Source organism: Allomuricauda sp. ANG21 (assembly GCF_040705235.1).
Classification (GTDB): Bacteria; Bacteroidota; Bacteroidia; order Flavobacteriales; family Flavobacteriaceae; genus Flagellimonas; species Flagellimonas marina.
The window spans coordinates 256967-283328 of the sequence record NZ_JBFCVT010000002.1 but is presented as its reverse complement, the minus strand read 5'-3'; the positions used below and the strand labels follow the sequence as shown (position 1 = coordinate 283328).

General features: G+C 41.4%; 25 protein-coding genes and 1 tRNA gene. 13 read left to right on the top strand and 13 right to left on the bottom strand.

Translation table 11 applies throughout. The features are described 5' to 3' along the window. Positions 1-61 precede the first annotated feature (61 nt). Complete coding sequence (locus AB1A65_RS03615; protein WP_366585728.1) at positions 62-1396, bottom strand: MATE family efflux transporter; 1335 nt, start codon at positions 1394-1396, stop codon at positions 62-64. Positions 1397-1408: 12 nt separating this feature from the next. After that, on the bottom strand, positions 1409-1909 hold the full coding sequence (locus AB1A65_RS03610; protein WP_366585726.1) for a GNAT family N-acetyltransferase: 501 nt from the start codon (positions 1907-1909) through the stop codon (positions 1409-1411). 53 nt (positions 1910-1962) lie between these two features. On the opposite strand from AB1A65_RS03610, the gene AB1A65_RS03605 reads away from it, so the two are divergent. The 3 genes from AB1A65_RS03605 to AB1A65_RS03595 all read left to right on the top strand — a co-directional run bounded on the left by AB1A65_RS03605 (position 1963) and on the right by AB1A65_RS03595 (position 3181). Next, on the top strand, positions 1963-2760 hold the full coding sequence (locus AB1A65_RS03605) for a universal stress protein (protein ID WP_366585724.1): 798 nt from the start codon (positions 1963-1965) through the stop codon (positions 2758-2760). 57 nt (positions 2761-2817) lie between these two features. Next, positions 2818-2891, top strand: a tRNA-Ala gene (locus tag AB1A65_RS03600). A 35-nt stretch (positions 2892-2926) separates the two neighbouring features. Beyond that, the gene (locus AB1A65_RS03595; RefSeq protein ID WP_366585722.1) at positions 2927-3181 is read left to right on the top strand and encodes a GIY-YIG nuclease family protein; all 255 of its coding nucleotides are present in this window, start codon (positions 2927-2929) and stop codon (positions 3179-3181) included. Positions 3182-3278: 97 nt separating this feature from the next. Here AB1A65_RS03595 and AB1A65_RS03590 read toward each other — a convergent pair whose 3' ends face one another. Beyond that, on the bottom strand, positions 3279-3626 hold the full coding sequence (locus tag AB1A65_RS03590) for a cupin domain-containing protein (protein ID WP_366585720.1): 348 nt from the start codon (positions 3624-3626) through the stop codon (positions 3279-3281). Between the two features lie 206 nt (positions 3627-3832). On the opposite strand from AB1A65_RS03590, the gene AB1A65_RS03585 reads away from it, so the two are divergent. Beyond that, positions 3833-4543 carry an SDR family oxidoreductase gene (locus tag AB1A65_RS03585; RefSeq protein WP_366585718.1) on the top strand — a complete coding sequence of 237 codons (711 nt, stop codon included), beginning with the start codon at positions 3833-3835 and terminating at the stop codon, positions 4541-4543. Here AB1A65_RS03585 and AB1A65_RS03580 read toward each other — a convergent pair whose 3' ends face one another. From AB1A65_RS03580 to AB1A65_RS03565, 4 genes are all read right to left on the bottom strand, one after another. Continuing rightward, complete coding sequence (locus AB1A65_RS03580) at positions 4544-7276, bottom strand: PD-(D/E)XK nuclease family protein (RefSeq protein ID WP_366585716.1); 2733 nt, start codon at positions 7274-7276, stop codon at positions 4544-4546. Between the two features lie 63 nt (positions 7277-7339). Next, positions 7340-8698, bottom strand: a complete 1359-nt coding sequence (locus AB1A65_RS03575) for an OmpA family protein (RefSeq protein WP_366585714.1) — start codon at positions 8696-8698, stop codon at positions 7340-7342. A gap of 123 nt (positions 8699-8821) precedes the next feature. Continuing rightward, positions 8822-10015: a glycine C-acetyltransferase gene (gene kbl / locus AB1A65_RS03570; protein ID WP_366585712.1), complete on the bottom strand. Its 1194-nt coding sequence runs from the start codon at positions 10013-10015 to the stop codon at positions 8822-8824. Between the two features lie 10 nt (positions 10016-10025). Further along, positions 10026-13148, bottom strand: a complete 3123-nt coding sequence (locus AB1A65_RS03565) for a UvrD-helicase domain-containing protein (protein ID WP_366585710.1) — start codon at positions 13146-13148, stop codon at positions 10026-10028. A gap of 119 nt (positions 13149-13267) precedes the next feature. On the opposite strand from AB1A65_RS03565, the gene AB1A65_RS03560 reads away from it, so the two are divergent. Next, positions 13268-13876: a superoxide dismutase gene (locus AB1A65_RS03560; protein ID WP_366585708.1), complete on the top strand. Its 609-nt coding sequence runs from the start codon at positions 13268-13270 to the stop codon at positions 13874-13876. A 660-nt stretch (positions 13877-14536) separates the two neighbouring features. On the opposite strand, the gene AB1A65_RS03555 is transcribed toward AB1A65_RS03560, so the two are convergent. The 4 genes from AB1A65_RS03555 to purN all read right to left on the bottom strand — a co-directional run bounded on the left by AB1A65_RS03555 (position 14537) and on the right by purN (position 18784). Continuing rightward, entirely contained in the window at positions 14537-16435 is a 1899-nt protein-coding gene (locus AB1A65_RS03555; protein WP_366585706.1) for an amidophosphoribosyltransferase, read from the bottom strand. A 45-nt stretch (positions 16436-16480) separates the two neighbouring features. Beyond that, entirely contained in the window at positions 16481-17407 is a 927-nt protein-coding gene (locus AB1A65_RS03550; RefSeq protein ID WP_366585704.1) for a PfkB family carbohydrate kinase, read from the bottom strand. Positions 17408-17585: 178 nt separating this feature from the next. Further along, positions 17586-18221 (bottom strand): ribonuclease H family protein, encoded by a 636-nt coding sequence (locus tag AB1A65_RS03545; protein ID WP_366585702.1) that lies wholly within the window; start codon positions 18219-18221, stop codon positions 17586-17588. Continuing rightward, complete coding sequence (gene purN, locus AB1A65_RS03540) at positions 18221-18784, bottom strand: phosphoribosylglycinamide formyltransferase (RefSeq protein ID WP_366585700.1); 564 nt, start codon at positions 18782-18784, stop codon at positions 18221-18223. The genes AB1A65_RS03545 and purN overlap by 1 nt, the downstream gene beginning before the upstream one ends. 161 nt (positions 18785-18945) lie before the next feature. Here purN and AB1A65_RS03535 point away from each other — a divergent pair, with 161 nt between their 5' ends. The 5 genes from AB1A65_RS03535 to pyk all read left to right on the top strand — a co-directional run bounded on the left by AB1A65_RS03535 (position 18946) and on the right by pyk (position 23301). Further along, a complete protein-coding gene (locus tag AB1A65_RS03535) occupies positions 18946-19179 on the top strand; it encodes an acyl carrier protein (protein WP_009778413.1) in 234 nt (77 codons plus the stop codon). Between the two features lie 102 nt (positions 19180-19281). Continuing rightward, complete coding sequence (fabF, locus tag AB1A65_RS03530) at positions 19282-20532, top strand: beta-ketoacyl-ACP synthase II (protein ID WP_366585698.1); 1251 nt, start codon at positions 19282-19284, stop codon at positions 20530-20532. A 10-nt stretch (positions 20533-20542) separates the two neighbouring features. Continuing rightward, positions 20543-21280 (top strand): ribonuclease III, encoded by a 738-nt coding sequence (gene rnc, locus AB1A65_RS03525; protein ID WP_366585696.1) that lies wholly within the window; start codon positions 20543-20545, stop codon positions 21278-21280. A gap of 111 nt (positions 21281-21391) precedes the next feature. Continuing rightward, entirely contained in the window at positions 21392-21856 is a 465-nt protein-coding gene (locus tag AB1A65_RS03520; RefSeq protein ID WP_366585694.1) for an IPExxxVDY family protein, read from the top strand. Positions 21857-21858: 2 nt separating this feature from the next. Further along, positions 21859-23301 (top strand): pyruvate kinase, encoded by a 1443-nt coding sequence (gene pyk, locus AB1A65_RS03515; RefSeq protein ID WP_366585692.1) that lies wholly within the window; start codon positions 21859-21861, stop codon positions 23299-23301. Between the two features lie 9 nt (positions 23302-23310). Here the strand turns inward: pyk and AB1A65_RS03510 are convergent, their stop codons facing one another. Beyond that, a complete protein-coding gene (locus tag AB1A65_RS03510) occupies positions 23311-23829 on the bottom strand; it encodes a PAS domain-containing protein (RefSeq protein ID WP_366585690.1) in 519 nt (172 codons plus the stop codon). A gap of 141 nt (positions 23830-23970) precedes the next feature. Between AB1A65_RS03510 and AB1A65_RS03505 the strand changes: the two genes are divergently transcribed. The 3 genes from AB1A65_RS03505 (at position 23971) to AB1A65_RS03495 (ending at position 25654) form a co-directional block, all read left to right on the top strand. Next, positions 23971-24819, top strand: a complete 849-nt coding sequence (locus AB1A65_RS03505) for a helix-turn-helix domain-containing protein (protein WP_366585688.1) — start codon at positions 23971-23973, stop codon at positions 24817-24819. 91 nt (positions 24820-24910) lie between these two features. Beyond that, complete coding sequence (locus AB1A65_RS03500; protein ID WP_366585686.1) at positions 24911-25069, top strand: hypothetical protein; 159 nt, start codon at positions 24911-24913, stop codon at positions 25067-25069. A 36-nt stretch (positions 25070-25105) separates the two neighbouring features. Beyond that, a complete protein-coding gene (locus tag AB1A65_RS03495; protein ID WP_366585684.1) occupies positions 25106-25654 on the top strand; it encodes a carboxymuconolactone decarboxylase family protein in 549 nt (182 codons plus the stop codon). A 129-nt stretch (positions 25655-25783) separates the two neighbouring features. Here AB1A65_RS03495 and AB1A65_RS03490 read toward each other — a convergent pair whose 3' ends face one another. Beyond that, positions 25784-26356, bottom strand: coding sequence for a TetR/AcrR family transcriptional regulator (locus tag AB1A65_RS03490; protein ID WP_366585682.1), 573 nt, complete (start codon positions 26354-26356; stop codon positions 25784-25786). Positions 26357-26362: the final 6 nt, after the last annotated feature.

Genomic DNA, 26362 nt, shown 5'->3' with positions numbered 1-26362 from the left:
TGATCAATTTACAATTTTTCAGATGTCTGACTTCTGATATCAAATATCTGACGATACTAAATTACGTGTTTTGTACCAAGGGCCTGAACTTTTGCCTAAATTTCCAAACGAGGGCAAAGCCACGAATCATCATCCAGACCACAAAGGCAATCCAGATGGCATAAAAGCCCCAACCCAGAAATTTTCCAAGATATAAGGTTGGAATAAACCCTAAAAATGTAGCAGAAAGTAGCACATTCCGTAAATATTTCATTTCTCCCAAGCCTTTAAAAAGTCCATCGAAAATAAAGGCAATGGTATTCATGGGAAGTCCTAGAATCACAATATAAAAAATGCCATAAAAGGTTTGGAGCACAATTTTCTCGTTGGAAAAAATTTGTCCAATGGGCCTATAGAACATAAATCCAAAGAGCATTAGCATGAGACTTACCACCATACCATACTTGAAAATGGTCTTGGCCAATTTCCAAAGCCCATTGTATTCCGAAGCGCCCAAAAGTTTACCACCCATACTGTTCCCTGCCGCGGCATAACCATCAATAAAAAAGGCAGCGAAGAGCCATAAGTTTACAGCAATCGTATGGGCACCAATAAACCGGTCTCCCAACAGGGTCGCTTCCCGAACGGCAAGCATTAAGGCGGCATTTAGGGCAGCGGTGCGCACAAATAGATTAAGACTCATAAACACCAATCTCTTGATTTCTTTGTTGAGTGGAAATGTCAGTTTCATACTGATTTCAGTCTTTTTAAGCAACAATATCAAGGCTAAAACGGCCATAATGCCCTGTGCAATCAAACTGGCCCAGGCGGCACCATCCAAATACATGGCAGGGATGTACCCATCTACTCCGTATACCAAGATAAAATCGAGCAGAATGTTCAACCCTGCACCCAACATGGCAATCAACATGGGATAAAAGGTATTCTGCAAACCCCTAAAAATTCCAAAAATAGCAAAAGTGAACAGCGTTAATGGAAAGCCCCAAACCCGAATGGAATAATAGGAAATGCAATACTCCAATATTTTTCCGGAGGCTTCAAAAAGGGTAAAGATGTCCTCAACAACAAAAATAGTGGACACCAATATGACGACACTCAAAATAATATTGAAAAAAATGGCCTGGGCAGGCAGGTTTTTTACTTCATCCAGTTTTCCGGCTCCTAAATATTGAGAGATAATGGCCGAAATGGCGCTTCGGGTCTGGCCCAACACCCAAATGAGCATGGAAAGAAAAGATCCTACAATGCCGGCGGCCGCCAAAGACTCCAATCCATCTACTGGAATATTGCCCACAATGGCCGTGTCCGTAATGGAGAGGAGGGGTTCTGCTATTCCCGAAATGGTGGCGGGAATGGCAAGCTTATTTATACTTTTAAAATTTACCTGTGTGCTCAAATCGGCAGCAAGTTACAGCACTAATTCATAACAATGAAAAGGATGCTCGCTTTGTTTGGGAAAGAAGATGTCGCCCAGTTTTTGGTAGCCCCGTTGCTCATAAAAACGTTGGTTTCTGTGATTTTGGGAGAAGGTGTCCAAGCGTACCGACACAAACCCCTGTTCTTTGGAGTAATTTTCAGCAAAATCCATGAGTTGCTGGGCCAAACCTTTGCCCTGTTGGTCAGGATGAACGGAAAGGCGATGAATGTAGGTACTATTGCCGTTAGGGGTCAACCACTCGATAGGAATATACTCCTCATCCATATAGGTTGAAATGACAACAGTGCCCAAAATAGTCCTGTTTTCTTCAATCACGTAGAGTTCGTTTCGTTCTACATCGCGAACAAAGGCGGCTTGGGAGGGGTAGTGTTCATTCCACTGAAAAATACCGTTTTCCTGCATTTTTGTGGCGCAGGCCTTGGTGATATTCAGGATATCCGTTATTTCAGATATCTTTGCGTGCCGGATCATGGATTCATTTCAATTAAATTGTAAATTTAGGATTTAATCTCAATCACCAAATAATGAACAATATTCTCGTACCTATTGGAACTTCGTCAAACTCTTCAAGCACATTGCAATACGCTATCGACTTTGCATCAAACTTTGGCGCTAAGGTTTATGTGATGGATGTGTTCTCCGTTACCACCGCCGTGGGAAGCTTGGCCAATGTGGAGAAGAAAGTGGCTAAAAGTAGTAAAGAGCACTTGAAGGAGGTGATTGACCTAGTTGAGACCAAAGGAGTTGAAATTAAAATGGCCACCTACAATGGTGATATCGTTGACGGCCTCAAAGACATCAACAAAGAACTGGGTATAGATTTGATTATTATAGCTCCAAGAAGTAACGATATTCAAGAAGAGCTTTACTTGGGGAACACCTCGGGCCGCATCATTAAACAGACCAATATCCCCACCTTGATTGTTCCAAAAGACACAAAATTTAAGCCCATAAAAAAGATATTGACTGCATTTGGCTCTGGAATTTTAAAACGAAGCAGCATTCTAAATCCATTGATAGGGATTAAAAATAAATTTAGGGCAGAAGTAAGTTTGCTTTTGGTGAAAAGGCCTGGATATTCGGAGGATGATTTGAGAGTGAATACGGCACTTATGGACTTGAGCAAACAATTGACCATTACAGAAAATGGTACTACGTATTTGGGTGTAATGGAATATTTCCAAAAAGAACATCCGGATTTGTTGTGTGTTTTTAGAAGAAAGCGGGGGTTCTTCAAGAAATTATGGGAGAAGAATACCATACCGAAGGCAGAATTCTTCGTGCCCATTCCTGTATTGGTGTTGAGCGTTAAAAAAGATTAAGCAGGGGCGCAATTTTTGATAGTTTCAGAAAAAAGTAGTTCCTTTGCGCTCTCTTACGGGGGATTAGCTCAGTTGGCTAGAGCGCTTGCATGGCATGCAAGAGGCCACCGGTTCGAATCCGGTATTCTCCACTAAAAATGAAGCACCTCACTAGGGTGCTTTTTTTATGGAGTATTTTGTCTACATCATATATAGTAAATCCGCTGACCGATATTATCTGGGTCATTGTCAAGATTTGGAAGATAGGATGAGCCGGCACAACGCTGGTAGGTCCAAATACACAAAATTGGCAACGGATTGGGAGGTAAAGCACACTGAGTGTTATTCAACCAGGTCTGAAGCTATGGCTAGGGAAAGGGAAATCAAAAGAAAGAAAAGTCGGAAGTACATTGAATTTCTTATTGCAAAGAGTGGTGGCTAGAGCGTTCCGAAGGCTTTCGGAAAGGCCACCGGTTCTCCCGATGATTATCGGGACGGTATTCTCCACTAAAAATGAAGCACCTCACTAGGGTGCTTTTTTATTGATTAGGGACTTCATATCTGTCTCCACGTGTAGTTGGTTCCGAAATCACTATAAACTCTAAATTTTCGGATTGGTCATTGCGTATTCGGTGTTTTACTTTGGGAGGGATATGGATTCCACTGCCACTTTCTATTTCAACTACCTCATTTTCAATTTCAAACGTAGCCATCCCGCTTAAAATTCTAAAAAATTGTTGGGAATTGTTGTGGTAATGTTTTCGTTCTTGGGTTTTAGGAGGCATTAATTCCTCGATCACACTTAATCTTTCAGATTTAACCAAATGCCATCCACTACAATTATCACCCCAATTATAATGCTCACTGTTTTCTTTGGTTTTTTTCATTAGCCATGGTTTTGCTTCCATAAGACATGGGTTATTTGATGTTGCAAATCTATCCCAAACCCGAGTACTTTTAAATGTAGCATTTTTTCCAAGAAGATTGTTTAATGTGTCGATGGCCCCCAACTTAAATTTTACCATCCTTTTAGGATGGTTTTTTTGTTTTTGGCTGTTTCCTTTTTGAACTTTAGGGGATAAAACAAAAAACAATGAATCTAAAAGGAAAAGTAGCATATATTACAGGAGGAACCAAAGGTATTGGATACGGCATTGCCGAAAGTTTACTGGAACAGGGAATAAAGGTTGCTATAAGTGGAAGGAGCCAGAACAGCGTGGATAAGGCGGTAAAAAGCTTGGGAAGCGATGATAATGTTTTGGGATTAGTTTCAGACGTTACAAAACAGAAGGACGAAATAGATGCTGTTGATAAGATTCTAGCCACTTGGGGTCAATTGGATATGGTCATGGCCAATGCGGGAGTGGGCATATTTGCACCAATAGACGAAATGAAGAACGAGGATTGGCACCAAATGATCAACACAAATTTGAATGGCGTTTTCCACACTCTTAAAGCCGCTGTGGAAGCCCTGAAGAAGTCTGAAGGTTATTATATGACCTTGGCCAGTTTGGCAGGGACCAATTTTTTCCCGACCGCAGCAGGATATAACGCCACTAAATTTGGGGTCGTTGGTTTTACACAAGCAGCTATGTTGGATTTACGGCCCTACAACATTAAAGTAACAACCATTATGCCGGGCTCTGTTGCCAGTCATTTCAACGACAATGACCCCTCGGAAAAAGATGCGTGGAAGATTCAACCTGAAGATATTGGAAAGTTGGTGGTCGACTTGTTGACCATGCACCCAAGAACCTTGCCCAGTAAAATAGAGGTTCGACCTACGCGTCCAGATTTAAAATAATCAGACAGCTTTTTCAGTAAGGGGCACTGCGGGATTGCAGATTTCCAAGATGAGCTGTTTTAAAGAGCCCTCAAAAGTGGATATAACTTCTGCGGTAATAAGGGTGTTGTTCTTGTCCTGTGAGAAGGGGAACAACCCTTGGCCCAAATTTTTAAAGGAATAGATCCCAGCCAAAAGAGAATGGGCACCATGCTTTTTTGAATATAGCAAGGCGTAACACAATAGCTGGAACGCTTTGCTTTTATCGTAATCGGTAATAAGTGCTTCCCAGTCAGTGAGTTTTACATTTTTTGGTTCCACCTTTCCTGTTTTGTAATCAATAATTCTTGTGGTACCATCAAATTCATCCACGCGATCTAGGGTTCCTTTGAGTTTTATGGGGAAGTCCAACTCGGGAATGTCCAGTGGTATATCATATTTTTCCTCCAGAGCCACTAATTTGATGGTGTGCCGTTGGAGTTGTTCAATTTCAATGGCCAGAAAATTCTCCAAATATTTTACAATGACATTATAGACCAGAAGAAACTTTCCTTTGGAAATATCAACTCCTGACAGATTCTTTTGAAAATGGCCCTTTACAACAGTGGGAATTTTAGGCTTTAGTAATTCAACCTTTTCTTTTGACAAGGTGGCTCCAAGTAGAGGCGTATAGAGTTCCTCAAGACTATCGTGTACGATGGTACCAAAGGTGTTCGCTGCAATGGTTTCCTCAACTTCATCCAAATCGTTGATTTTAAGGATGTTTCTGGTGTAGAAGTCAATGGGGTTTCTTACATAGTTGCTGAGTGAGGTGGGCGAAAAACCACTATTGGCGAAGCCAATGATATCAGCAATGAGTTTTTCGTCCTTGTTGATTTCCAAAGGTTGAGAAGGAGTAATGTGTGTCTGCGGAGCTGCAATAGTGTGTTTTACGAACGGTGCTATGTTTTCATCGGTCAATAATTGCGAGATCAGTCGGCTTTTTTCACCGCCTTCGAGAACATCGGGCTCTGTATTATAGATGATGTATACATTTTTAGCACGTTGAATCAGCCTATAGAAATGATAAATGTAAATGGCATCTTTCTCTTTATAAGTGGGCAGGCCATAGTCCCGTTTTACATCAAAAGGGATAAAGGAATTGTTTAATTTTCCCGAAGGAAGGATACCCTCGTTAACGGAAGTGATAATAACCGTTTCAAAATCCAGGTTTCTACTTTCCAACATCCCCATAATCTGAAGACCGGAGAGGGGTTCTCCAATAAAGTCCAAAGTTTCCATGGAAGCCAATTGTTTGAACAGACTTTTGATGGATTTGAGTTCGCTGATAAAATCCACGTTGGCCAAATAGTCTTTCAATTGGTTGAACAGGGTATAGAAACGATATATCTGCTCCAGTTCCATGGCATTTTTTTCATTTTGAAAGATGTTCTTCAACCTATTAATGAGCTCAAGACAATTATCAATCCAATCGTTCACAGAAATTTGGTGTTTGGGAAAGATAATTTTTAAAATAGCATTGGTTTTAGCATAGTGGTTTAAGGCCTGATTGCTGAGGTATATCAAGTTTTGTTCCTTGATATCCTTGGCCAGAACTTGGGCAAAATCAACCTCACTAGCGGCAGAAATTGTTACGCAATACGGATTTGAGATTAATTCCAAAACATATTTATAGAACCAGCCCCTTTCTGAAGCATTGGCGTTGAGTTCCAAAAGTGCCATAAAAAAGGAGTACAGAACGGTTTTGTTTAAAGGAAGGCCCATGGTGATGTTAACTGCCTGTATAGACGGAGGCACAGCCTGCAGCATTGGTGTCAACAATGATTCATCGGCAAGTACAACGGCGGTTTTTGAAAAGTCAATAGATTCCTTGGAATTCAAATCATTCAACAGTTGCCCTACATATTTGGTCTGTGATACACTTTTGGGAACACCAGTAATGGATATATTCTTTTCTGTCAGGAAATTGTGTTGCGACTTTATTGAGCCTTTGTTTTTGTAGAAGGGCCAATTACGTTGGTATTCTCTAATAAAAAGACCGGCGTCGTGAATGGGGTCATCCAAAAAATAGGAATCAATGTCCCAATAAGCCTGTCCATGACCTTCTTCCAAAAAATGTTGTACAATTTTTGATTCTGCTGCGGTGAGTGCGTTGAAGCCTACAAAGATGATGGGGCTGTTTTTATGATTTTTTGAATATTCCTCCAAGCGTGAAACAGCAACTTTTGACAGCAACCCTTGATAGCCTCTCTTTTGTTGAAGTAAGGTTTCATTGAATCGATTGTAAATGACTTCTAATTTGTTCCAAAGCTGTAGATAGTTCGCAACCAATTCGGTCCTCTCCTTTTTTAGAGACCAGTGATTAATTTCCTTGATCGCGGAAAGATAATTGAGTAGGTCATGGGCCGGAATAAGGTAACCGTCCATTTCATTGAAGTCCTGCAATAGTGTCTGCCCCCATTTCAAAAAAGAAGGAAAATCATCTGCATGGTCAATCTGAATGGTTTTGTAGACCTCATACAACACCAATAACAAATCAAGGTTAGAGGTTTGTTCCATTCCTGAGATTTCTGCAATAAAATCTTGAATGGAAATGACTTTGGGGCTAAAAATATTTTTGGTCAGCTTCTCGGCTAGGTGTTTTTTTAAAAAAGTGCCGGAACGCTTGCTTGGAAGAATAAAGGTACATTCGGAGAAATCCGTGGCCTTACTTTGGAGGTCGTTCAATACATATTCCAGAAAGCTGTGATGCATGCACTAAAATAAAAAAGGCCCCGCATTTGCGGAGCCTTTTTAAAGGAAAACTTTAGTTTTCTATTATTTGATCAAGTTGATTTCAACTCGTCTGTTTTGTGCTCTACCAGCTCTTGTGTTGTTTGTGGCGATTGGCTTAGCCTCACCATAACCAATAGCGGTCAATCTATCAGCAGCGATACCTTTGTCAATCAAGAAGGTTCTTACAGAGTTAGCTCTTTCTTCAGATAGTTTTTGGTTCAATGACTCGCTACCTACGCTATCAGTGTGACCTTCAACAGTAAACTTAGCGTTAGGATACTCATTCAAGATTTGGATGATGTCAACCATTACAGAAGTAGATTCTGCTTTGATGGAAGATTTACCAGTATCGAACAAGATAGTTCTAGCGTAGTCGTTCAATTGCTTTTGAACTTCTTCAGTTACTTCAGGGCAACCGTTGTTAGCAACAGTACCGGCAACATCTGGACACTGATCGTCTTTGTCAAGAACACCGTCACCGTCAGTATCAGGCCATGGGCATCCGTTGTTTTCAGAAGGACCAGCTTCGTTAGGACAATCATCATCTTTATCAGCAACACCGTCACCGTCGGCATCAGGACAACCAGCTAGGGCAGGAAGACCAGGAGTGCTAGGACAAGCGTCATCTTTATCAGCAACACCGTCACCATCAGAATCAGGACATCCGTTCATTTCTTTTGGTCCAGCTTCGTTAGGACAAGCATCTTTAGAATCTTCGATACCGTCACCGTCAGAATCAGGACAACCGTTGAAAGCTTCCAAACCAGCAACTTCTGGACAAGCATCGTCTTTGTCATAGATACCATCACCGTCAGTGTCAGTACCACCAAATTTGATGCTAAGACCTGCCAAGTGTTGGAAATGCTTGATTAGGTAGTCTTCGAAAGCATGCTTGTACTGGGTTTGCAAAGTAAGACCGATGTTTTCAGAGAACCAGATGTTGACACCAACACCTCCGTTAACTGTACCGGCTCCAATTTCATCAACCCAAGTATAACCACCACCAATCTCAGCAAATGGGTCGATTGTTGTGTTCTTTAGGAAGTTGTACTTAATGGTACCATCAACAGCGTAGTGAGAAAGATCTTCTACAGACATGTCACCGATTTTCTCGATTCTGTTCAAGGAACCACGTGCACCTATGGAGAATCCGTCACCAATGTACTTGGAAACGCCTACATAGGAAACGGAAGGCAAAATATTCCAGTGGTCAGATACATTGAAGTACTCATCGAAAAGTGTAGTACTTGAAAATGGATTATTCTCGTCATTGGTTGGATATGCATCAATTGCATTCACCCCAAAACTAATCTGCCATGGATTATTCTCGTCTTGCGCTTGTATGCTGTTGATCCCTACAAATACAAGGGCAACAACCAATAATTTGCTAAGATGTTTCATGCTCAAAATTTTAAGTTTAAGTGTTTATCAGCAGCAAATGTAAGTTGTTAAGACTTATTAACAAAATCAAACATTCTTTTTTTTTAACTCATTTGCCCTAAGAATTGGTGCATTTCAACGATTTTAGACGATTTTCAACGACTTTCCTACCTTGATAAAGGCATTTATTGCATGGTCTAAGTGTTGTTTTTCGTGCGCTGCGGATAATTGAACTCGAATCCTTGCCTTTCCCTTTGGCACTACAGGGTAGAAGAATCCAATGACGTAAATTCCCTCGTCCAGCAGCATATCGGCCATTTTTTGTGAGAGTTTTGCATCATATAGCATCACGGGAACAATGGCAGAATCTCCGTCAATAATGTCAAATCCTGCTTCCTTCATACCTTTTTTAAAGTATTCGGTGTTGTTTTGGAGTTTATCCCGTAAAGAAGTGTCTTTATCCAACATCTCAAAGACCTTAATGGATGCCCCAACAATGGCAGGTGCCAAGGAGTTAGAGAACAAGTAAGGCCGTGATCGTTGGCGCAACATTTCAATGATTTCCTTTTTGCCAGTTGTATATCCGCCCATGGCACCGCCCAAAGCCTTGCCCAAGGTCCCGGTGATGATATCGATGCGGTCCATGACCCCTTTTTCTTCCAAGGTCCCCCGACCTGTTTCTCCAATAAAACCAGTGGCATGGCATTCATCTATCATGACCATGGCATCGTATTTATCAGCCAAATCACAAATTTTGTCCAATGGGGCTAAAAGTCCATCCATGGAAAAGACACCGTCGGTCACAATAATTTTAAATCGGGCACCGTCTTTTACACTCTGTTTTAACTGTTCCTCCAAATCGGCCATATTGCTGTTTTCATAGCGATACCGCTTTGCTTTACAGAGACGGACTCCATCAATAATGGAAGCGTGGTTGAGCGAATCTGAAATGATGGCATCTTCGGCGGTTAAGAGAGGCTCAAAAACCCCGCCATTTGCATCGAAGGCCGCAGCATATAATATGGTGTCCTCCGTGCCATAAAAATGAGCGATTTTTTGTTCCAATTCTTTGTGGATGTCTTGCGTACCACAAATGAACCGTACTGATGACATTCCAAAGCCGTGGGTGTCCATGACATCCTTGGCGGCTTGGATCACATCAGGGTGGGAGGAAAGCCCCAAATAGTTGTTGGCACAGAAGTTAATGACCTCTTCGCCTGTTGCTATTTTAATGACCGCGCCCTGCGATGAGGTAATGATGCGTTCTTTCTTAAAAAGGCCAGCTTCCTTAATCTCTTCCAGCTCTTGGGCCAAGTGTTCTTTGATTTTTCCGTACATAGTTTTTTGTTTAGACGAAAACGGGTTTTATTTTTTGGTCAATATAGACAATAATGACATTTTTAATGGTAAAATCCATCTCTTTTAGCACATCTGCATATAGCGTAATTTGCTCCTTATGCGATGGTGATGGTTTTCCGGTTTTGTAGTCAATGATGGTGGCCTCATTACCCTTGATGGCAATCCGGTCTGGGCGAAGCGAAACCCCGTGCGTTGTTAGAATTTCTTTCTCATTGAGAATTTGATAATCTTTTGAAAAATAGGCATTTAAATCGGGATGAGTCACGACATCCATCAACTTTTGTTTGACTTCCTCCGAGGCATCCCTTTCAAAAAGCCCAGCCAATTGAAGGTTTTTGACCACCTGCGTAACTTCTTCGGCATAATTGATTTTACTGAGCGCAAAATGAATCAGATTTCCAATTTCAATTGCCTCTTTCCGCTCTTCATCCCATAACCTGCCAGATGTGGTGGCGATGGTAAATAGGGCATCTTCCTTCGGTCGGCTTATATAATCAATATGGGTGTCCAAAGAAGCAGTTGATTTAGTGCCATCCTCAGCTTCGGGAAAAGTGCCAAATGTGTAAACCTCCTGTTCATTTTTGGGAATGTTGTGGCCTTGGATATAGGCTTGAAACAAATCCGAGTAGGAAGTGGCATTTTCCGTGGAGGCTACCTCTTTTCCGGTTTCCGTAATAACAAAAAGCCCTTTAATGGGCCTGGTCAAGGCTACATAAAGCACGTTCAAGGCGTCCAAGACCGATTTTTGTTCTTCATCCATATAGATTTGGGCCGTTTTATCATTGTACTCCAACATGTCTTTGTTGGTGTTGATGAGAAATTCTTCCAATCCCAAATCTTTTTCGGCTTCGGTTGCAGGCACCCATGATTTCTTTTTCTTTCGTTTATCATCCAATAAAGCATTGGCAAAGGGAAAAATGACAAACGGAAACTCTAATCCTTTTGCTTTGTGAATGGTCATAATGCGCACGGCGTTCACATTATCGGGTGCTGCAATGGAAAGTGACGATTTTTTCTGCTCCCAATACTTTAAGAAGGAAAACACGCTAGGGCCCTGTCTTTTTTCAACCAGCAACACTTCGTCCATTAAAAAGGTAAGGTATGCGGTGGAGTCTGTGGCCAACTCAAATTGCACAATGGCATTTTCTAAAATAGTGAAGACCGATTGGCCCTTGAATAGTGACATTTGAAACCCATGTTGTTTGGTGAGAAAGGGTTCCAACTGATTTATGTGATTTGAAATAAAACTATGCTTATCTGTTTCATTGCGGGCTAAAAACAATAAAATGTGATAGGCTGCTTCTCGATCATTGGCATTTTCGAATAGCCTTAAAAGGGCAATGAGGAATGTGATTTTGTCATTGTTATCCAGCAGCAACGCATCCGAAGAAATAATGGGAATAGAATGCTGAGCCAGAAAGTCTGCCAAGAGCATACCTTTATTATTATCCCTTACCAGAATACAAATATCTGAATAGGGGTGTTTGTTCGAGGTGATTTCATGGATGGTTTCCAAAACCTTTTGGCAATAGACATCGTTCTTATCTTCCACTTTACTATCCAAAAAGGAGAGTTGGATGTACCCTCCGGGCTTGTTGTTGGTTTTTTGGTGCGAATCGTGCAGAAAGAGGTTCCGGTAGCCTTCATTTTGAAGAACGGGAGCCGCTGCCGTAAAAAATGAATTGTTGAACGCCACAATTTGATCAAAACTCCTCCAGTTGGTGTCTAGCGAGCGTACTGAAGGTTCCACCACAAAAGGGTGCGATTTCCCATTGATGAGCTCCAAAAACTGTTCGGCCCTGCCACCTCTCCAACGGTAAATGGCCTGTTTTACATCGCCTACCAAAAAGAGAGATCCTTTTTGATGGCGTTCATCCTCACTTTCGAGGGCATTGCCAATGAGGGGGACCAGATTTTCCCATTGCATTTGTGAGGTATCCTGGAACTCGTCAATAAAATAATGGCGATATTTTTCACCCATCCGCTCATATATAAACGGTACAGGCTGGTTTTTGATTTCCTTGGACAAAATGGCGTTTAACGCTGAAATGGGAACAATGTCGTTTTCCATCTCAATGTTTCGTATTTCCTTGGCAATTTCGTTCAACACCGTCAGTGGGACGATGTTACCATAGATGTTCTGGAGGTAGCCGCGCTCATATATTAATTTCTTGATGGATAAAAACGCATTCAGAAGCGTCATGGCCAACTCGGTAACATCTCTTTTATCGTTTGCTTTAAGAAGTTTGCCCTCAACTAAGTTGGGCTCTAACGTTTTGCTCGTATATATTTTTTTTGGGTCGAACTCGCCGTCTGCTATTTTTTTAAAATGATTGGGCAGGGTTTGTCTGGGAAAATCTGAAAACTCAAAACCCTGCTGAGCAATTTCATCCAGCATAGCTTTTGCGATTTCCGTTATTTTTTTCTCAAAAACAGTGATTTTGGAAACAATCTTTCTTTGAATCTCTTTGAAATTGTTGATGGACTTGGAACTAAGAACATCAATATGAACAGCATGGTTTTCTTGAAATAGCAACTTTCCAATGTCCAAAAGATCGTAGGCAATATTCCAGCTTTTGTCATCATCAATTTTTTCCAAGGAGAAGTCAATGAGTACTTTCGTGAGTTCATCATCTGTTCCGGCTCGTTCAAGGAGTCGACCCACGGCCTCTTCCAACAGCAAGTCGGTGTCCAGTTCCACTTCAAAGTTTTGCGAAAGTTGGAGGTCCCGAGCAAAAGTCTTAATCAGTTTATGGTTGAACTTGTCAATGGTGGAGACCTCAAAAAACGAGTAATTGTGCAAAATCCGCTTGAGCACTATTTTAGATTTTTGCCGTAATTGATCTTCAGTCAATGAAAGCTCCTGACAAAGTTCTAGGAACAAGGCTTCCTGTTTTTTTGGGATGGGGTTTTTTCCGAAGGCATAGAGGTTGTCCAGAATCCGGGTCTTCATTTCATCCACGGCCTTATTGGTAAACGTAATGGCCAAAATTTGCCTGAATGAGACTGGCGAATCATTGGACAACAATAACTTTAGGTATTCCTTGGCCAAGGCATAGGTCTTGCCCGAACCTGCAGATGCACCGTATATTTTAAAGCTGGAGTTCCCCAAGAAAACTTTTATTGCAAAATAAGAATTATCGATCTGAACTTAACACGGTTTTGGGTGCATTTGTTTGTTAAAACCCTTATTTTTACACGAATCAAGTAATAACATAAAAACACAATATTATGGCTTTTGAATTACCAAAATTACCGTATGCATACGATGCTTTGGAACCACATATAGACGCTAGGACCATGGAAATCCACCATACCAAGCACCACAATGGGTATACCACTAAGTTGAACGATGCCATTGCCGGAACCGATTTGGAAGGCAAGGACATTGAGGATATTCTTTCTAATTTGGACATGTCCAACGGTGCTGTGCGAAACAATGGAGGCGGTTTTTACAACCACTCCCTTTTCTGGGAAGTAATGTCTCCTAACGGAGGAGGTGCTCCAACTGGTATTTTAGCTGCGGCCATTGACTCTGCCTTCGGTTCTTTTGAAGGATTTAAAGAAAAATTCACTGCTGCGGCAGGAACTAGATTTGGTTCTGGTTGGGCTTGGTTGTGCGTCCACAAAGGTGGAAAATTGGAAATTTGCTCCACACCTAATCAGGATAATCCCATTATGCCGGGTGTTGAATGCGGGGGACAACCTATTTTAGGGTTGGATGTATGGGAACATGCTTACTATTTGAACTACCAAAACAAGAGACCAGATTATATCTCAGCGTTCTTTAATGTAATCAACTGGGCAAAAGTTGCCGAGAATTACGAAGCAGGGAAGTAAATACTGTTTTTTTAAGATATGAAGGCCGGACACGCAGTGTTCGGCTTTTTTTATGGATTTGATTTTTTACAATAGAAAAGGGCGAGGAAGCCCCCGCCCTTTTCGTCCCAAATCTTACCATAAACTTAACCTACTTATGCTATGGCGAGACTAAAATACTGGTATTGTGAGAAATAACAAAGGGTTTTAGATAAATTTTTGAATTTTCAATGAAAAAGAAAACGTGCAGTTCATCGATAAAATGGATAAATCGTTGGTAGTCAAATATAAAGAAGGCGGAGTGTTCTCCGCCTTCTTTCCCCAAATCTTACCATGAACTTAACCTACTTATGCTATGGTTCTCCAAATGTAAGGCAAGGTGCCATTTGGGCAATAAGCTTTTAGATGAAACCCCCTTTATTTGGTTAAAGTGTACAAAATGGATGGTTAATTGATAAATGTCAAGAAAGGTGGACTTTTTTTGGGTTTGGGAGAAGAGTAGAAAATAAAAAAGGTGGAATAGCTTCCACCTTTTTTGCCCCAAATCTTACCATGAACTTAACCTACTTATGCTATGGCAATACTAAAGTAGGTTTGCTCGTTGCCCATCGTATAAAAACCCGTTAATCTACTCGTTTCATCGACGAAATGCGCACATTGCTGCTTACGCAAAATAGAGCCTTAATACGCGCGTTCGTTTTTGCCTTCAAAAAAGTTAATGAATGCCCGGTTAACAACCCGGTTCCCTCCTGGCGTTGGATAATTTCCCGTGAAATACCAATCCCCCAAGTTTTTTGGGCAAGCTTCGTGTAAACTCTCAATACTTTGGTAAATGATGTCTACTTCGGCCTTTATACCTTCTGGGCTTAGAATTTCTGCTATTTTTTTGGAAATCTGCTGTGCTGTAAAAGGAGCATAAAACTCCTTAACGTAGTTTACCACATCCTTATCCTTAGTTTTTGTTTGGGTAAGACATTTTTCGTAGATCTCTTTTATCTTATGGATAGTGCCTGCATCTTCATGCAATGCCTTGGCAGCTTTAAAGGCCACAAAATCTTCGAGCTTGGCCATATCAATTCCATAACAATCCGGATAACGGATTTGTGGAGCCGAAGAAACCACAATGATCTTCTTTGGCGATAGTCGGTCCAAAATTTTAAGGATGCTTCGTTTAAGCGTTGTACCGCGCACAATACTATCATCTATAATGACCAAATTATCATTTTGCTTCACAGAACCGTAGGAGATGTCATAAACGTGGGTCACCAAATCATCCCTACTGCTATCTTGTGTAATGAAGGTTCGCAGTTTGGCATCCTTGATGGCCACTTTTTCTATCCTAGGGCGTACATCCAAAATCTTGTGCAGTTCTTCCCGGGTTATATTGGGCCCTAGCTCAATGATTTGTTCTTCTTTTTTGTTGTTAAGGTAATTCTGGGCCTCTTTTACCATCCCAAAGAAAGAAGTTTCAGCTGTATTGGGAATATAGGAAAAGACGGTATTTTCCAAATCGTCGTCAATGGACTTCAAGATTTCGGGGAATACCAATTTGCCCAGCATTTTTCGCTCCTGATAGATTTCTTTATCGCTTCCGCGAGAAAAATAAATGCGCTCAAAAGAACATGCCTTGCGTTCGGTGGGCTCCTGAATTTGTTTAATAGCGAAGTTTCCATCCTTTTTAATGATGACCGCATGCCCAGGATCCAGTTCCTTGACATCGTCATATTTTACATTGAACACGGTCTGGATGGCTGGCCTTTCTGAAGCGACTACGGCAATTTCATCATCTTGGTAGTAATATGCTGGCCGTATTCCCGCAGGATCACGGATGACAAAGGCATCACCGTGACCCAACAGACCGCCAATGGTGTAACCACCATCCCAGTTTTTTGAAGCTTTTCTAAGGATTTTTGCCACATTCAATCGTTCGGCGATCAAAGGGGAGGCCGCTCTTTTATTATATCCTTCCTTCTTAATTTGTTTGTAGAGTTTGGCTACAGCATCATCCAAAAAGTGACCTATTTTTTCCATCACGGTCACTGTATCCGCCAATTCTTTGGGGTGCTGTCCCAATTCCACCAAATTGCCAAAGAGTTCATCCACATTGGTCATGTTGAAGTTTCCAGCAACGATGAGGTTACGGTGCATCCAGTTGTTTTGTCTAAGAAATGGGTGGACACTTTCAATGCTGTTTTTACCAAACGTTCCATAGCGAACGTGTCCCATCAATAATTCCCCAATGTAGGGAATATGGCGTTTCTGCATCTCCACATCTTCCTCATATTCGGGGTGCTCGGTCATTACCGAATTGATTCGGGCATTGATTTGGTCAAAAATATCCTGAATGGGCTGTTGTTGTGCAGACCGTACTCGGCTCATGTAGCGCTCACCAGGCTGCATATCCAGTTTAATACTGGCGAAACCAGCCCCGTCTTGTCCGCGGTTGTGCTGTTTCTCCATCATTAGGTACATTTTATTTACGCCGTAAAAGGCTGTACCGTACTTCTCTTTGTAATACTCCAGAGGTTTAAGCAAACGGATTAGTGATATTCCGCATTCGTGCTTAATCGCATCACTCATAACAAACCAATACTAAAAATGCCCTGAAATTTTCAGGGCACAAATTTATGTTAATTCAATATTAAACTGGGTCAAATCCCTAAACTGCATCAGGCGGGCTTCTACCTCGTGTTTTTGTAATTCCAACATTCGTTCTGTTCCAAATTTTTCCACACAGAAAGAAGCTAGATTGGAACCATGTATAATGGCATTTTTCATGTTTTCAAAGGAAATATTTCCCGTTTCCGCCAAATAGCCCGAAAACCCTCCGGCGAACGTGTCCCCTGCACCTGTAGGGTCAAAAACCTCTTCCAACGGAAGGGCGGGGGCAAAGAAAATATTCTCTTTATGGAACAACAGAGCGCCGTGCTCCCCTTTTTTGATGACCACATATTTAGGTCCCATTTCCTGGATTTTAGCGGCAGCTTTTACCAACGAATATTCTTTGGTCATTTGACGGGCCTCTTCATCATTGATCGTAATGACATCTATTTTTTTGATGACTTCCATCAATTCATCCCAGGTATTGTCCATCCAAAAATTCATGGTGTCCAAAATGATGAGCTTTGGTCGTTCCTCCATCTGATTAATTACACTCATCTGCGTGTTTGGATGCAGATTCCCCAACATCACCACATCGGCATTTTTAAAATCAGAGGGGACAACGGGGGTAAAATCTCCAAGGGTGTTAAGTTCGGTGACCAAAGTATCCCTAGAATTCAGATCATTGTGATATTTACCCTGCCAAAAGAAGGTTTTACCACCTTTTACCACTTCAATGCCGGAGATATCGATATTTCGGTCGGTCAACAAATCCAGATATGCTTGCGGAAAATCATCTCCAACAACAGAAACTATGGCGGATTTTGTCTTGAACTGAGAAGCAGCCAATCCTATGAAAGGTGCAGCACCTCCCAAAATTTTACCAGTCTTGCCAAACGGAGTTTCAATGGCATCAAAAGCCACGCTACCAACAATCAGCAATTTGCCCATTCAATGAATTTTGGTGCAAATATACGCTTTGATATTCCATATTGGAATCATTGTGAAAGGATTTAAGAAAAAGAAGGGAATACAAGCTCAAGTTCAAGAGCAAACTCAAGTGCAGGTTTAAAAGGGAGAGTTATGAAATCTAATATCTAACGTCTCAGGTCTCATATCTGTCAAGATTCTATTTCCTTCCAAAATCCGCTGGGATTTCACCCCACGCTTTGGTTTCCCATTTAACAATAGGAGTGGTGTAGCGATTTTTTTTCAGCCACTCTTCTGCACGCTCGATAAGTTCAAAAAGCACTGCATTTTTAAGGCCTTTTTGGAGTTTAGTGCCACATTTTCCCTTACGCACCCATCCAATGGCAATCCGGGAGTCCGAATACAATATGCGGTCACTCTTCTGTTTTTTCAGAAAAGCCAAACCATGTACCAGAGCCAAAAATTCGCCCACATTGCTGGTGCCTTGTTGAAAAGGTCCTTGATGAAACAGCACTTTTTTGGTCTTGGTGTCAACGCCGCGATATTCCATTTTGCCAGGGTTGCCACTCGAAGCTGCGTCCACCGCAATGGAATTGTAATTGGGGTCGCCAATCTTTAAAAGTTCTTCTTGGGTCAGCTCCGATTTTCCTTTGGATTTGCCCTTGTACTCCAAATAGTTGCTGTTGAAGGCTTTTTTGGCCTCATCAAAAGTGCCAAATGACTTGTATTGAGCACCCTTAAACCCTTCAATTTGTGCTTTGCAGTCATCCCACGACTCAAAAATACCAGGGTGTTTGCCTTTCCAAACCACATAAAACTTCTTTTTCTTCGCCATTATACAAGGAGTTTCTCTATCACTTTCGGAAAATGCTCATATTCCAATTGGTGCACTTTATCTGCTATCTTGTCGGCATCATCTGAGGGCTCAACAGCGGTTTTGGCTTGAAAAATGATGGCACCTTCATCATAATTTTCATTCACATAATGTATAGTGATACCTGTTTCTTTCTCTGCATTTTCCTTTACAGCCTGATGTACTTTGGCCCCGTACATGCCCTTTCCTCCATATTTGGGAAGCAGGGCAGGGTGAATGTTTATGATTTTGTTGGGGAATGCTTCAATAATATTGGAAGGGATTTTCCAAAGAAAACCGGCCAGTACAATTAAATCGGGCTGAAGACTTTTTAGTACCCCAACAACAGCATCAGATTTAATGAAAGCAACTTTACTAAAGTAAAACGAGGGGATTTCCAACCGGTCACACCGTTCCAAAACCTTTGCCGTTTTCTTATTGGTAAGCACTGCAGAGACCGTTACCTGTGGGTTTTCCTTAAAATAAGTGATAATGTTTTCGGCATTTGACCCGCTTCCCGATGCCAAGATGACAATTTGTTTCATCTGTTAGGAATTGATATGATTTTGGACTAACTTCAGGCAGCTAAAGTAAGATACTGAATTTTAAGATGTTTAATTTGGGGTACATTTTATCGACAAATAGTGTATTTAATCCAAAGTTTTATATTTTTGCCAACAATTAAATTTTTAAAACCACTATAATTATGTCAGACATTGCATCAAGAGTAAAGGCTATCATCGTTGATAAACTAGGTGTAGATGAGAATGAAGTTGTAGCAGAAGCTAGCTTTACCAACGACTTAGGGGCGGATTCCTTGGACACTGTTGAGCTTATCATGGAGTTTGAGAAAGAATTTGACATCCAAATCCCTGATGATCAGGCAGAAAACATTGCAACTGTTGGCCAGGCCATTAGCTACATCGAAGAAGCGAAGTAATTATATGATATATTACTAAAAGAGTATAAATTATCCATGTGATGATCGGCACATGGATAATTTTTTTTATAATTTAGGTTCAAAAGGGTAAAAAATAGTTCAATGCAGTTAAAGCGCGTAGTAGTTACTGGATTGGGAGCATTGACTCCCATAGGTAACAATTTGGAAGCTTATTGGGAAGGACTACGGACCGGAAAAAGCGGTTCTGCGCCCATCACATATTTTGATACGGAGAAGTTCAAGACAAAATTTGCCTGTGAACTCAAAGGGTACAATCCGGAGGATTTCTTCGACAGAAAAGAGGCCAGAAAGCTTGATAGGTTTGCCCAGTATGCACTTGTATCTTCGGATGAAGCCATTGCGGATTCAGGAATAGATCTGAACGTAGTGGACAAATTTCGGGTAGGTGTTGTATGGGGTGCCGGTATTGGTGGTCTGGAAACTTTTCAGAATGAAGTAATTGGGTATGCCCAAGGGGATGGAACACCTCGTTTCAATCCTTTCTTTATACCAAAAATGATTGCGGACATTGCTCCGGGGAACATTTCTATCAAACATGGATTTATGGGCCCCAACTATACCACGGTATCCGCTTGCGCCTCCTCGGCCAACGCACTTATCGATGCGCTCAATTATATCAGATTGGGCCATTGTGATGTAATTGTCACTGGAGGAAGTGAGGCCGCAGTAACCATTGCAGGTATGGGTGGGTTTAACGCCATGCACGCACTTTCCACACGAAACGATAGTCCAGAAACGGCATCAAGACCATTTGATGCAACCCGGGATGGTTTTGTGCTTGGTGAAGGTGGTGGGGCACTCATTTTGGAAGAATATGAGCATGCCAAGGCAAGAGGTGCAAAAATCTATGCTGAGGTTTTGGGTGGCGGATTGTCCAGTGATGCCTACCATATGACCGCTCCACATCCTGAAGGTATTGGTGTGGTCAAGGTAATGGAAAACTGTTTGCAAAATGCTGGGTTAAAACCAGAGGATGTGGATGCTATCAACACTCACGGCACTTCAACTCCGTTGGGAGATGTGGCCGAATTAAAGGCCATTTCCAAAGTATTTGGAGACCATGCGCCCAAAATCAATATCAATTCCACAAAGTCCATGACCGGGCACTTGCTCGGAGCCGCAGGAGCCATAGAGGCCATTGCCTCCATATTGGCCATGGAACATAATATGGTGCCGCCAACCATTAACCATAGCGTTGTGGATGAGGAAATTGATCCCTCACTCAACTTGACCTTAAACAAGGCTCAGGAAAGAGAGGTCAATGTGGCTATGAGCAATACCTTTGGATTTGGTGGTCATAATGCCTGTATTTTGTTCAAAAAAATAGAGTAGTTTTGTAGACATGAAGCTCACCTCTAAAATATTCAATTCCCATCCGAAAACGGATGGGGATTTTTTTTTGGGGATCAAAAATATCCTTGGATTCAAGCCAAAGGACATTGAAATTTACAAGAAGGCCTTTCTGCATCGTTCCGTAAACAAAAAGGACCCAGAAGGAAACCCCATGAACTATGAGCGCCTCGAATTTTTAGGCGACTCCATGCTGGGGACCATTATTTCCAAACATTTATACAACGAAGTCCCCGAAGGAGATGAAGGCTATCTTACCAAAATGCGCTCCAAGGTAGTAAGTAGAAAACACCTGAACGAGTTGGGCAAAGACTTGAACCTTTTGCGCTTTGTGGAAAGCCGGATTCCCAAATCCCACTTTGGGGAGAACATACACGGAAACGTATTTGAGGCTTTGGTCGGGGCCATTTATCTGGATCGTGGATATACCTATTGTGAAAAGTTTATCAATGAGCGTGTCATAGAACCCTATGTGGACATTGAGCAGCTGGAGGGCAAGGTCATCAGCTATAAGAGTTTGGTGATAGAATGGTGTCAAAAACAGAAGAAATCGTTCAACTATCATGTCTATGAAGACACAGGAAACGATGAGCTAAAACACTTCGCCGTAAAATTGACCATAGGTGATCGCATCATGGCAAAAGCTAGGGCCACTTCTAAAAAAAAGGCAGAGGAAAAGGCATCAAAAAGGGCCTATTTTGCACTTCAGAACAAAATTGAAAATCAGTAACTTTAAAAAAAGGTAAACTCAAACGTTTTCGTTGTGTTTATAAGTGTATTGTCTTGTTTCAACTAGGCAGTCAATAGGATTAAGAGTATATTTACAGTTCGTGTTAAGGGCATGTTGACAACGCATAAGATATCGGCAGACTTTTATGATGACAGCTTTAAGCTCATCGCCATACACAGTGATTTGGAGGATTATGCCATGACCTATGCCATAAATTCCAACTGCGGATTGCATTTGAAGAGGATGGCGCAAGACCTTCACCTTGATGAAAATCTATCATTTTCTGTGTTTGATTGGGACGATGAAATGAGCGACATCTACTGGACTTTGATTTCTAACAAGTGCGTTGTAGAGGAAGTTATACCTTCGGGCGGATTGTTTGAGAACAATGTTTCCGTACGAACCAGTCATTTGGTCAAAGAGCGAAAAGAGGTCGACTATTTTTTAAAAGTAGATGCAGCGGAAGATTCAGCATTCGCACAAAAGGTGAAAGCCATCAATAAAATAACCAAGGTCATAACGGCATATCCCATTGACACAGAAACCTTAAAATCAAAAAGAAATTTAATCTTTTAAAAATGCCAACTAGAAAGAAGACCAAAATTGTAGCAACGTTGGGCCCTGCCACCAGTAAGAAAGAAGTACTCAAAGAAATGATCGAGGCAGGAGTGGATGTTTTTCGAATTAATTTTTCACATGCCTCTTATGATGATGTTACAGAGCGTATTAAAATGATACGGGAGTTAAATGAGGAATTGGAGGTAAATACATCAATACTTGCAGACTTGCAAGGACCCAAATTACGAGTGGGTGTAATGGGTGGCGAGGCTGTTGTGTCCCCCGGAGATGAAATCACCTTTGCTACAGGTGAGCCTTTTGAAGGTACGGCCCAAAGGGTGTACATGAACTACAAAAGTTTCCCTGTTGATGTTAAACCTGGTGAACGTATTTTGTTGGATGATGGAAAACTCATCTTTGAGGTAAAATCCACCAATGGAAAAGATGAGGTAACGGCGACGGTAATTCAAGGGGGCCCCCTTAAATCCAAAAAAGGAGTAAACTTACCCAACACAGCAATTTCATTGCCAGCCCTTACTAAAAAAGATATTAAAGACGCCATATATGCCATTGAACATGAAGTTGATTGGATTGCACTTTCTTTTGTGCGTCATAGTCAAGATTTGATTGACCTACAGGAGTTGATTGCGAAACATACTGACCATAAGATTCCTATTGTGGCCAAAATTGAAAAGCCAGAAGCAGTTGACAATATTGATAAGATTGTGGCTTATTGCGATGGGTTAATGGTGGCCCGTGGAGATTTAGGGGTTGAAGTTCCGGCACATGAGGTGCCTTTGATTCAGAAAAAATTGGTATTGAGGGCCAAAAAAGCAAGGATTCCCGTAATCATTGCCACGCAGATGATGGAAACAATGATTACCAGCCTTACGCCAACCCGCGCTGAAGTGAATGACGTGGCCAACTCCGTTATGGATGGAGCCGATGCCGTGATGCTTTCGGGAGAAACTTCTGTTGGAAACTATCCCGTTCAGGTTATTGAAAAAATGACCAGTATTTTAACCAGTGTTGAAGGTTCGAGCTTAATCAAGGTTCCACAAACACCGCCGCACATACGCACCAAAAGATATATCACCAAATCGGTTTGTTACCATGCTGCGTTAATGGCCAATGAGATACAGGCAAAGGCCATTTCTACATTGACCAACAGTGGATATACGGCGTTTCAGATTTCGGCTTGGCGACCCAGTGCACACATTTTGGTGTTTACTTCCAACAAAAGGATCTTAACCCAGTTGAACTTGCTTTGGGGCGTAAAAGCCTTTTATTACGATAAATTTGTATCCACTGACCAGACCATAGAAGATGTGAACCAAATTGCATGCAAAAAAGGATTTTTGGGGGTCGGAGATATGCTTATCAGCCTTGCGGCCATGCCCATAAAAGACAAAGGAATGGTGAACACCCTAAGGGTGACCGAGATAGAATCCTGTAACTTTTAAGAAAAGGAATTAAGCAACTTCTTTTTCAAACGCGATAAAGTTGACCAACTTTCCGTCTTTATCCCAAATAGGGGCCCCTTTTATTTTACATTGATAAGGGGCTCCATTTTTTTTATAGTTCACCAACATAACTTCGAACGGGGTTCTGTTTTTAATGGCGCTTGAAATAACCTGAGTGGTTTTTGGGCAGGTATCCTTCCCTTGGAATATCTTGGGTGTTTTACCTACCACCTCCTCGGGCCTATAACCATTCATGAGATACATGTTCTGGGAGGCATAAACAATGTTTACGTTGGCATCGGTTACCACCACAGTATGATTCTTATCCAAGATTTCGCGACGAAAAGGAAAAAGAGTTTTCCATTTTTCTTTCTCGGAAAGAGAACTTAGACTTTTTACGTCCTGCAGGTTTCGGCAGATACTGTCAAAAAAGGAGGCATAAAAATCCATGGAAGAAATTGGGGAGTTTCCCAACTTCATATTGCCGTAAAACTGTATAATGGCTTCTTCATAAAATCGTGCTTTCATACCCAATACTAAAAAATCATGGAAACGTGCGCAATATATTAACAGTCTTGTTTAATATTTTGTCTGGTAATGAGTGGTTTACTATCTGTAAGTATGAACAAAAAAGGAGGACTAAAAGTAGTGTAACGGAAGAATCGACCCATGAAATACGAATACAAAGATTCCAGATTAGGGGCCATTTTAGGCTTTACCGAGGATATAAAAAAAGATGAGGAACGATTTTCCATCACTTCCAAGACCATTAAATTTTTATGGAATCGAAATGATTGCCCCCTCACGATTCGGATTGATGGGATGGAATTGGAGTTGGCCTCCAATCAAATGGTGACCGTTACCTATTTGCAGCATGTTTCCTATTCCCAAACGCAACTCCCCCTTTCCGCCATTCTTTTTAATAGAGAGTTTTATTGTGTTTTTGATCATGATTCTGAGGTCTCCTGTAACGGTATTTTGTTTTTTGGCACCCAAGACATTCCCATTATAAGTATTCCAAAGGACCAACTGAACAAGTTCAATCTATTGCACCATATGTTCATAGAGGAATTTTCAACCTCAGATAATATCCAAGGGGATATGCTACAGATGCTCTTAAAACGATTAATCATTATGAGTACACGCTTGGCCAAGGAACAACTCATTGTAAAAACACTGGGTAACGACCAAATAGATACCATCCGACGATTCAATTTTTTGGTAGACCTTCATTATAAGACCAAGCGAAAGGTGAGCGATTATGCCGAAATGTTGTTCAAATCACCCAAGACACTTTCCAATCTCTTTTCCATTTATAACCAAAAATCACCACAGCAGATCATCTTGGAGCGCATAGCCTTGGAGGCAAAACGACTCATAAATTACACCGACAAGCAAAATCAGGAAATAGCATATGAACTGGGTTTTAATGACCCGGCACATTTCAGCCGATTTTTCAAGAAAATGACGCAAATGACCCCATCCGAGTACCGTGAGAACCTTTTGACAGTAGCCTAGGGGAAAATTCATCAAGCCGTCGGGAAATCCTTCCTAACACCTGCCTTCTTTTCCGCAGCATCTTTGCCCTGTAATTTAAAACAGACAAAAGATGAAGCCCACGGAAAAATCCCTTTTCAATCTCATTGAGATTTTTAGAACGCCACAAAGAACCGAGTCACAAACCATAAAGGTCTCGGAGCATTGTGAGCAAAAGTATCATCATGATTTCTATTGTGATGCCGAGAAACCCTTTGTACAGACTTTTTAATCCATATATAATAATTCATTTAAAAAATTTAAAATCATGAGCACAATCAACGTACTTAAAAGAGAAGAAGTAAGTCCGGCCAATCAGGCTATTTTTGACAATCTGGAAAAAGCCTTAGGCTTTGTTCCCAACCTTTATGCCACCTACGCCCACTCGGAAAACGCGTTAGGAAACTACCTAACATTTGCCAACGCCAAAACCTCGTTGAAGGCCAAAGAAAAGGAAGTGGTAAACTTAGCGGTGAGCCAAGCCAATAACTGTTTGTATTGTTTGTCTGCGCACACGGCCATTGGAAAAATGAACGGTTTTACCGACGAGCAGATTTTGGAACTAAGGGCAGGAAAGGCCTCTTTTGATGCAAAATTGGATGCTTTGGCACGTTTGGCCAAAAACATTACAGAGAAAAGAGGTGCCACAGACGCCCAAGTGTTGAACAATTTCTTTGCCGCTGGATGGACCAAGGAAAACTTAATTGACACCATTGTTTTGGTAGGTGATAAAACCATCTCAAATTATATCAACAATACTACCGAGATTCCTATTGATTTTCCCGTGGCACAGCCCTTGGAAGCGGTGGAAGTTTAAAACTAAATAGGACCTGGTTTGGTCAATATGTCACATCGAGCGCAGTCGAGATGTTCTGTCAAAGGGTAGCTTTTGGCGTTCTCGACTCCGCTTGAACTGGCATGTTTGGTGTTTAAAAACAATTTACCCTTATTCGGCATCCGTAAAAAGTGCAGGGGCTATATTTTTGGCCATATAAATGGGCCAATCGTTTTTAAAAAGGTGACTTTCTGTTATGGCACTTTCAAACAGTAAATAAAGCCCGCCTGAAATCTTTTCAATCTCTGCTTTGGAAATTTTGGGAATGTTTTCCCCCACAACCTCACCCAAGTACAACAATAGGTCTTTCTTCTGTTTTTGAATGACACTTAGAATCTTTTTTTGCTTTGGGGAAAGTTCACCTAGGGTTTTTTGCGCCCAGCACCCTTGAAAGTTTTCTTCACGGTACATGTCCTGCAGAAGGTCAAATATGGCCAACAGTTGATTTTTACCACTTTTTCTTCTGGAAACATAACCTTTAAGTGAGTCCATAAAGGTATCATGACGATTTTCCAGATAGGCAACACAAATATCTTCCTTGGACTTAAAATGACTGTAGAGCGTGGCTTTGGCAATACCGCACTTTTCAATTATCTCATTAATTCCCGTGGAATTGTAACCGTTCACATAGAAAAGATTGCCGGCAGTGGTAATGATATGTAAATGCAATTCAGGACGTTGCATGGCACA